Genomic DNA, 6793 nt, shown 5'->3' on the forward strand with positions numbered 1-6793 from the left:
AGACTTGTAGACTAATTGACGACGGAATTCGTAGAATCCTAAATCAGAGATTGCTCCTGACTCCCGTCGGCTGATGCTCTCTTAAGCCTGACTCCTGACTTTTGAATTCTGCTATATCATCACCATTAAGGATGTTGTCATTCACCAAGCGCTAGACACTCACGCCACCATCAAACCTCAGCAAAAGCGCTTCAGAAATTATCGTTTGAGGAAGTTTCCCAGTTTCTTTGACCAATTCCTCCAATACAACTCCCGCCTCTTGATCATAACTTTTCCCACTTTCCCAATACCGTCGCCCATTCTTATCCATTTTCCAGACACTGACTTCTTCCTCTTGCGCCAGTAGTTCGCGCTCCATTTTCCGCATCAGCTTTACGTCGTCCATCTTGGCTTGCACAGCTTCTTGAGTCACTTCATCACCAGTAGCCGTAAAGTAATCTCGTACAGGTTCCATCATGGGTGTAACTAGCTGAAGCGCCATGATTGTCCCAACCTGCCATAACACCAATGGCAACCGAACAAGCTTTATCCGTTTCTTCGCGTCGCGTTCTGTTAAACCGTTTTTTTGCAAATACTCTTGCCACTTGCGCTTGTTCTTGCCGCACTCTTGCTTCTTATCCGCCAATTGCTGTGCTATCTGCCGACTTGCATCCGCCTCTATCTCAAGCAGTTGCTGAATTGTAGGATTTTTTTGTAAATTTTCTTTAGAAGCGATCGCAGTTGAGTCAAAATTTGTTATCATGACTTTAGTTAAATTGATAAGTTTACTGAACAAAAGCGCTCAAGTTTGCAAGACAGCGGGCGCTTTTGTTTTTTGTATTATACCATGCTTTTATAATCAAAAAGCACAAGAAATATAAATTTAAGTCGTATTTCTCAGGTTTATTTTTGTTACAAAACCCCCATATTTAGCTGCACATTCAATGCGCGTGATTTACCCAACTTCAAAAATGCTGGATACTACCAAAGAGCCATAACATCAATAGCAACTAAACAAGCTTTATCGTTTATTTGCGTCGCTTTCTATCAAATCCTTTTCCAAATCCTCTTGTTACTTGCGGTTATTCTTGCATCTTCTGGGCTAATTCCTCTGCTATCCGCTGCCTTGCAAGCGCCTGCAGTTTAAGCAGTTCCTTGATTGGAAGATTTTTTATAAGATTATTCATATGAATGAGCTTAATCTCGGAAAAACTTTATTTCATAGTTTTAGTTAATCAATAATCACTAAACAAAAGCGCCCTCAGATTTTAAAACTTTGAGCGCTTTTGTGTTTGTATTTTACCATGCTTATATAATTCCAAAGCACAATAAATATAAATTTATGTCCTATTTCCTAGGTTTATTTTTGTTAGAAAACGCCTTGAGTTGGGGATTGAAATCCAACTCAAGCTGTCTTGAATTTTGAATGAGCGAATTTTGAATTGTTATTTCCCCATCTTTCGCTTCATTTGTTCTAACTCTTCCTCAGTTTCCCACCGGCGAAACTTCTCCTCTAAATCGTCATGTCCACTAAAAGAGCCGCTAGTCGCACCCCACCAACCGCTAGTTTCTGAGGGCTGCTGCGCCTTAGTTTTAGCACGGGCTGTTTGAGCTTGGGCTGCTTTGGCTTGCACTTCCTGTCGCCGTTGTTGAATTTTGCGCAATAGTTCCTTGGCTTGGGTGATGCGTTCTTTGACTCCTTGCATTTGTCCCCAAAGCTGGTTTCCTTCGCGCAACAGTGCGGCTTCTCGTTGTGCTGCAGCCGCGGCTAAGTCCTGTCTATTCAGAGATTTTGCCTTTTCTACACGGATATGCCACCTTTGGATTTCTTGAGCTGTGGAGAGAATTTGTTCTTGCGATCGCTTCTCCTGCAATTGTAAATCTGCAATGAGCTTCAATGTGTCTTCCTCTTGCTCGCGCAGCTGCTCCAACAGCGCTTCCAACTCCAAATGCGGATTATTACGCAAGAATTCCTCCAAACGGTTTTCCAAAAACCGATTAAAATCGTCAAATAAGCCCACTGCTAGAACTCCAGAGGTTAGGTGCTTTTTTCATTGTAGTAATTATTCAAGCACCAATTGGCAGCTTGATGACAAACTTAGCACCTTGTCCGGGTGCTGAAACACACGTCAATTGTCCGCCACAGTTGTTGATAATTTGATAACTAATCGACAAACCCAAACCTGTACCATAACCGACAGGTTTCGTGGTAAAGAAGGGATCAAAAATCATTGAGCATGTCTTCTGCGTCATACCTGGTCCATTGTCAGCAATTTGGATCACAACATAATCAAAATCTAAGACTTCCGTTTTGATCCAAATACATGGATTCCACTCAAAGGTAGGCTGGTCGTTTATCGTTGACTTGAGATTGCTGCGAAGGGAATCAATTGCATTAGTCAGAATATTCATAAACACCTGGTTCAACTGTCCAGCATAGCATTCTATTTCAGGCAGGTGACCGTACTCTTTTATAACTGTGATCTTCGGATACTCTGATGTACCTTTTAGGCGGTGTCCAAGGAGTAACAGTGTATTTTCAAGATTCTCGTGAATATTCACCGCTGTTTTCTCGGTTTCCTCAACCCGTGAGAAGTTCCGCAATTGTAAGACAATTTGGTGAATGCGCTCAGATCCAATTGTCATTGAGGACATAAGTTTGGATACGTCTTCCTCAATGAAGTTGAAGTCAATCGCCGTCGTTGCAGCTTCAATTTCCACCACTGGATTGGGATAGTATTTATGGTAAAGTTTAATTAGGCTTAGCAAATCTTTTGTGTATTGATTGGCGTAGGGCAAATTAGCATAGATAAAATTGAGTGTATTGTTAATTTCATGGGCAATACCCGCAACTAAATGACCCAAACTGACCATTTTTTCGTTGTGCATCAGTTGGGTTTGTGTATGAGTGAGTTCTTTTAAAGCTTGGTCTAGCTGCTGATTTTTTTGAGTGATTCGACGAGTCAAAAGCCGTTGCTCTAATTGCGCCACCACTTGACGACTGAGAGTTTGTAGTGCTTCAATTTGTTGTTGTTCAAGTTGACGCGGTACAAAGTCGAGTACACAGAGTGTACCTATCGAATAATTTTCTTCTGTGATCAGGGGTATTCCTGCATAAAACCGAACGTGAGGCGGTGAGACAACGACTGGATTCTTGGCAAATGGTGGATCAGCTAAAGTGTCTGGAATGATTAACGTATCACCTTTTTGGACAGTATATGGGCAGAAACCAGCCTCAAGTGGGGCATTCGTAATTTCCATACCAACCTTTGATTTGAACCACTGTCGGTATGCATCTACAAAAACAATTAACGCCACTGGGGTTTGACAAATCTGTGCTGCCAATTTAGTCAAATCATCAAAGTCCGCTTCAGCAGGCGTGTCGAGTATTTCATACTGATAAAGTCTGTTTAGCCGTGCTGTTTCGTGTTCCACAGCAGCTAGTATCTTATCAGGTTGTTTCTGCATCGATTTTGGCAACGTGGCACTTTTGTGCTGATTATTCCATAAAATTACAAAACTTAATTCTAATTATAATGGTGTTAGCCAATAAGTAACATTTTCTACAACTTTATTTTGAAAGCCAAACTCAGTCAATTTCTCAGGTGGTAAACCTACATAAGTCCAATGGGGTATATCATTCTCTACAGTCCGATACCAGCCATATTGATTGAGAGCCTGTTTTTGGGCTTCAGTGGTGACTCTCAAATCAATAGCTAAGCCCCAAAGATGTTGTGATGCTCCAGGTGGTGCAACTAGACCAAGGATTTTTGTTTCTTTTCCTTGACGCACTTGTTCTAAAGTCTTATTATCTGCATATTTTTGCCAAAATCTCAAATTAGTGGCGAAACTGCGACTACAATCACTAGCACCATAACCTGATTTTAAAGGGATTTGTACTTGTGAACGTGCTTGGTCGAAAGCGTCTGCTGCTGACTTTTGTAAATAACACTGGCTCGTATTCTTCACTTGAGTTAGTGTTAAAGTCGATTGAAATTGTTTGGTTTCCTGGTCGTTAGTAAAGAGAACTTTTGGTGGAAGTTTAATTTGCGGATCTTGGTTGACAAATACTGAGCCATAAGCACGTAATAGTATATATTCAAATGTATGAGGAGTGGGAATTTTTAGTAAATTATTTGTAACTGCTGATAAGAATCTATCTTTTTCAGTTAAGTTTTGGTTGGGAGTAAATGGCTGACTGGGAGTTGGAGAGATGAGTGTTTGAGGAACATTTGTACAAGATTGAGTTAAGATTCTGTTATTCTCTAAAGATGGAGTACTGACACAATTTTTCAGGGTTGGAACATCTGCCATTAACTTGTCGCGGCTTATTCCATGACTTGCGACTAATGCACAAGAAAGAAAAGCAATCATCATGTAAAAAAAAGCCTTCTTTAAAAAAGTTTTTATTTTCATCTTCGCACTCGGTAGGTACATCCTCATTAAGGTTGCTATATTAGCTGTATATCACTCTGACTTGAAAATAGAACTCAGAACTCAGAACTCAGAACTCAGAAGAAAAGAGAAATTTTCATGTGTTCTGGTTCGGCAGTTCATGACGGCTAGTAAAAAGAAAAAACGTAGATAGAACAGAGTGATTTATCTGACATTTCCATATTCAGTTTTCAGCGATGCAAGCACTCTATCAGCTAATATTGAAATTGACTATATGCTTGTTTAAAGTATGACCATGCACACTATTGAATTCCAAGACGCTTATGATGTCATCGTCGTCGGTGCAGGTCACTCTGGTTGTGAAGCCGCCCTTGCTGCTGCACGCCTCGGCTGTCGAACTTTGCTGTTGACACTCAACTTGGATAAAATTGCTTGGCAACCCTGTAACCCAGCAGTGGGTGGTCCAGCGAAATCGCAGTTGACTCATGAGGTGGATGCACTCGGCGGAGAAATTGGCAAAATAGCAGATAGGACTTATTTGCAAAAGCGGATTCTCAATTCTTCGCGAGGACCTGCTGTTTGGGCGTTGCGTGCTCAAACAGATAAAAGAGAATATGCTGCGGTAATGAAAAATATTGTCGAGAACCAAGACAACTTAATCATCCGCGAAGGAATGGTCACAGATTTGGTGTTGGGCGCAAACGATGAAGTGGTTGGTGTTCAAACATATTTTGGTGTGGCGTTTGAGTGCAAAGCAGTTATCTTGACGACGGGGACGTTCTTGGGGGGACGGATTTGGGTTGGTAATAAGTCGATGGAGGCAGGACGCGCTGGAGAATTTGCTGCTGTCGGTTTGACGGAAACTCTCAATCGTTTGGGGTTTGAAACAGGACGACTGAAAACAGGAACCCCGGCACGAGTAGACAAACGGTCTGTTGACTACAGTAAGATGATTCCACAGCCTGGAGATGAAGATGTCCGTTGGTTTAGCTTTGACCCAGAAGTTTGGGTAGAACGGGAACAACTTCCTTGTCATATCACGCGCACGACACCTGAAACGCATCGCTTGATTCAGGAAAATCTGCAACTTTCACCAGTTTATGGCGGATGGGTGGATGCCAAAGGACCACGTTATTGTCCGAGTATAGAAGATAAGATAGTCCGCTTTGCTGATAAGGAAAGCCACCAAATTTTTATTGAACCTGAAGGAAGAGATATCCCGGAACTGTATATTCAAGGGTTTTCTACAGGATTGCCGGAAAATTTGCAACTCCACATGTTACGGAGTCTGACTGGGTTGGAAAAGTGCGTTATGCTCCGCCCAGCTTATGCAGTTGAGTATGATTATTTACCCGCAACTCAGTGTTATCCCACGCTGATGACGAAAAAGGTAGAAGGGCTGTTCTGCGCTGGACAGATTAACGGCACAACAGGATACGAAGAAGCGGCAGCTCAAGGGCTTGTTGCTGGAATTAATGCAGCTCGCTTTGCTCGCGGTCAAGAAATGATTGTTTTTGCCCGTGAGCAAAGTTACATCGGTACACTGGTTGATGACTTGTGTACCAAAGATTTACGGGAACCTTACCGTATGCTCACGAGCAGGTCTGAATATAGATTGATACTTCGTTCTGATAATTCCGACCAGCGGTTGACACCATTAGGACGGGAAATCGGCTTAATTGATGACCGACGTTGGGAACTTTTTACTCGCAAGCAAGAAAAGATTGCAGCGGAAAAAGAACGGTTGTATGGGACACGGGTGAAGGAACATGATGAAATTGGGCAGGCGATCGCCCAAACCACACAACAAGCAATCAAAGGTTCGATTACCCTAGCTGACTTGTTACGCCGTCCGGGATTTCATTACGTAGATCTCAACACATACGGACTGGGAAACCCCAATCTTGAACGTGCGGAAAAAGAAGGTGCAGAAATTGACATCAAGTATTCTGGCTACCTGCAAAGGCAACAAAATCAGATAGACCAAATTGCCCGTCAAGCACACCGCCAGTTACCTGCAGACTTAAACTACCAGGCGATTGAAACTCTTTCTAAAGAAGCGCGGGAAAAACTGACCAAGGTTAAACCATTGACAATAGGGCAAGCAGCTCGTATTGGTGGGGTGAATCCAGCGGATGTGAATGCTTTATTAATTTATCTAGAATTGCATAAAACCAAATCTGGGAAGGAATTTTCGGTGTTAGCTTGAAAACAATTCCAAAAGAGGGAGTATAGTTATAAGTGAAATATGAAGAGACTAGTATCGGTGATGACATGAAATTAACACCGTGACATCATTCGCAGTCTCCATATTCAATCAGAATCTCAAATCTACCTGAAATCTACTCGTGATATTTAACAGTGAACAGTGAACAGTAAACAGTGAACAGTGAACAGTGAACAGTGAACAGTGAACAGT

5 protein-coding genes are annotated in these 6793 nt (G+C 42.1%); 1 reads left to right on the top strand and 4 read right to left on the bottom strand.

The window, feature by feature from the left end:
* Nucleotides 1-151: 151 nt before the first annotated feature.
* The 4 genes from AC5590_RS12205 to AC5590_RS12220 form a co-directional block, all read right to left on the bottom strand.
* Nucleotides 152-742, bottom strand: coding sequence for an Alr2735 family protein (locus tag AC5590_RS12205; protein WP_169268717.1), 591 nt, complete (start codon nucleotides 740-742; stop codon nucleotides 152-154).
* 682 nt (nucleotides 743-1424) lie between these two features.
* Nucleotides 1425-2000, bottom strand: coding sequence for a TIGR04376 family protein (locus AC5590_RS12210; RefSeq protein ID WP_169268718.1), 576 nt, complete (start codon nucleotides 1998-2000; stop codon nucleotides 1425-1427).
* Nucleotides 2001-2046: 46 nt separating this feature from the next.
* Nucleotides 2047-3447 (bottom strand): sensor histidine kinase, encoded by a 1401-nt coding sequence (locus tag AC5590_RS12215; RefSeq protein ID WP_169268719.1) that lies wholly within the window; start codon nucleotides 3445-3447, stop codon nucleotides 2047-2049.
* A 63-nt stretch (nucleotides 3448-3510) separates the two neighbouring features.
* Entirely contained in the window at nucleotides 3511-4389 is an 879-nt protein-coding gene (locus tag AC5590_RS12220) for a D-alanyl-D-alanine carboxypeptidase family protein (RefSeq protein WP_169268721.1), read from the bottom strand.
* Nucleotides 4390-4663: 274 nt separating this feature from the next.
* On the opposite strand from AC5590_RS12220, the gene mnmG reads away from it, so the two are divergent.
* Entirely contained in the window at nucleotides 4664-6583 is a 1920-nt protein-coding gene (mnmG, locus tag AC5590_RS12225) for a tRNA uridine-5-carboxymethylaminomethyl(34) synthesis enzyme MnmG (protein WP_169268720.1), read from the top strand.
* Nucleotides 6584-6793: the final 210 nt, after the last annotated feature.

Source organism: Brasilonema octagenarum UFV-OR1 (assembly GCF_963888615.1).
Classification (GTDB): domain Bacteria; phylum Cyanobacteriota; class Cyanobacteriia; order Cyanobacteriales; family Nostocaceae; genus Brasilonema; species Brasilonema sennae.